This is a genomic window from Lacticaseibacillus camelliae DSM 22697 = JCM 13995 (genome assembly GCF_001311195.1).
Lineage (GTDB): Bacteria > Bacillota > Bacilli > Lactobacillales > Lactobacillaceae > Lacticaseibacillus > Lacticaseibacillus camelliae.
In genome coordinates, this window is the sequence record NZ_BBAJ01000146.1 from 1 (window position 1) to 1,713 (window position 1,713).

Consider the following 1,713-nt stretch of genomic DNA (forward strand, 5'->3'; position numbering starts at 1 on the left):
AAAAAGGCTGAGACATCATTACCCTAGTCGCGTTTCACAAAGCAACGCCCAGACACGCAAACGCCCCTGCGTTTTGGGCTAAAACCGCTTTGTGTCTCAGCCTTGATGTGCTAGCAGGTCTGCCCTGCCACAGTGTACCTTGCTTAAACGCCGCCAAGACCTCACTGCCTTGGGCGATCCGCATCTGGTTATCCAGCGCGTGGGCGTTGTCCTTAATGGAGATGCTGCCGTCGTGGTAATCGATCGAAAGGCCCGGTTGAAGAAAATCATGTCGTAGTCCGAGGTCCACAGGTGAAGCCCCGCGGTATTTTCCAACCGCACCGCGTAATCCGGATCGGGCGCATCGAGCACAATCAGCGTGAACTTGGTGCCGATGCTGCAGGCGCCGCCTTGCAGCGAGTACTTACCGCCGCCGTCATCGGTGATCAGCGCGATGTCCTTGTTCGCGAGTCCTTTTTTTGGTCATCAACGCGACAAACGCCTCGCTTACCGTAATTTTTGCCATGTGGCGTCCTCCCTAACTCTTCGTCCCTAAATCTTCTGCTGAATATCATCAATGGTGACCACAAGCAGCCGCGTCAGCCACGGGAACTGCTTCTTTTTCTCGTCAAAGGCAGGGCCGCTGGACTCGAACCGCGCGCGGCCGTGCACGTGAAACCCCGCGCCGGGGCCCACCGTGCCTTCGACCTCCTTGCTGCCGAAGGTCACGGTCACGCGGTCGTCAGTTTTGGCCGCTTCCTCGACGCTGTGCATACCTGCAGCCGGAATGTGCAGCTCATTGCCAACCACTGAGACATAAGACATCCAGGTGTTCACGACCGCGGCCGGCTGCGCGTACGGCGAGACAATCGTCACTGGGCCTTCGTGCTTCAGTACCGCTAAGAATTTTCGTTCATGATGCGACCTCCTCCTGATTTCACTTACATTTTATCACCAAAAAGCCGACCACGCCTATCCGGTTAGACATCGAGATCTATCCTGCAGCCGAAAAAGGTAGACGCTGCGGCCTGACAGCGCAAGCACTTGCCGAGCGCCGCGATTAAAGCAATTCCTGCAGCGCCGCCACCAGCGCGGCGGCATCCCCGGTCCAGACGTAATCGGACTGCGCCATGATTGGCGCCTTGGGGTCGCGGTTGGCAGAGATCACCAGCTTGCTTGCACTCATCCCCACCTGGTACTGGACGGCCCCTGAAATTCCCAAGTTAATGATCAGATCCGGTGAAACCGTGACGCCACTTTGGCCGATTTGCTGCTCGGCGGTGAAATCGGGCCGGTCGGTCAGCGGCCGACTGACCCCGATGCTGGCGCCGAGCTTTTCCGCCAGCTGCCGGGTCCCAGCAATCACGGCGTCCTTATTGGCGCCGCGGCCGAGGGCAATGATCTTGCGTGCGCCACTCAGGCTGGTGGTCGCGGCAATTTTCACCGCGGTGTTCTGGACCGTGCAGGCGGCATCAGGCGCAACAGTGGCAGGCACGCGCTCAATGCGGGCCGGACCACCAGTCGCTTTTTTCGCGGAAAAGGTATTCGGCCGCACCGACGCCATCTGCGGCCGGCGCTCCGGGCAGACGATCTCACACATCACATTATCGCCATACGACGGCTTGACCGCCACCAACAGGTCTTGCTCGTAGTACAAGTCAAGGCAGTCGGCAGTCAGGCCAGTTTCGAGCTGGTCCTGAACGCGCGGCGCCAGCGACCGGCCTGCCGGCGTGG

2 protein-coding genes and 1 pseudogene are annotated in these 1,713 nt (G+C 59.6%); all 3 read right to left on the bottom strand.

Annotated features, from left to right (window positions below):
- Positions 1-121: 121 nt before the first annotated feature.
- Positions 122-505 (bottom strand): annotated as a pseudogene (locus JCM13995_RS13390) (iron-sulfur cluster biosynthesis family protein); the annotation flags it as partial.
- Between the two features lie 26 nt (positions 506-531).
- Positions 532-915, bottom strand: a complete 384-nt coding sequence (locus JCM13995_RS13395) for a hypothetical protein (protein WP_054666555.1) — start codon at positions 913-915, stop codon at positions 532-534.
- Between the two features lie 124 nt (positions 916-1,039).
- Positions 1,040-1,713 (bottom strand): electron transfer flavoprotein subunit alpha/FixB family protein (locus JCM13995_RS13400; protein ID WP_054666558.1); only part of this gene is annotated, 674 nt, incomplete at its 5' end.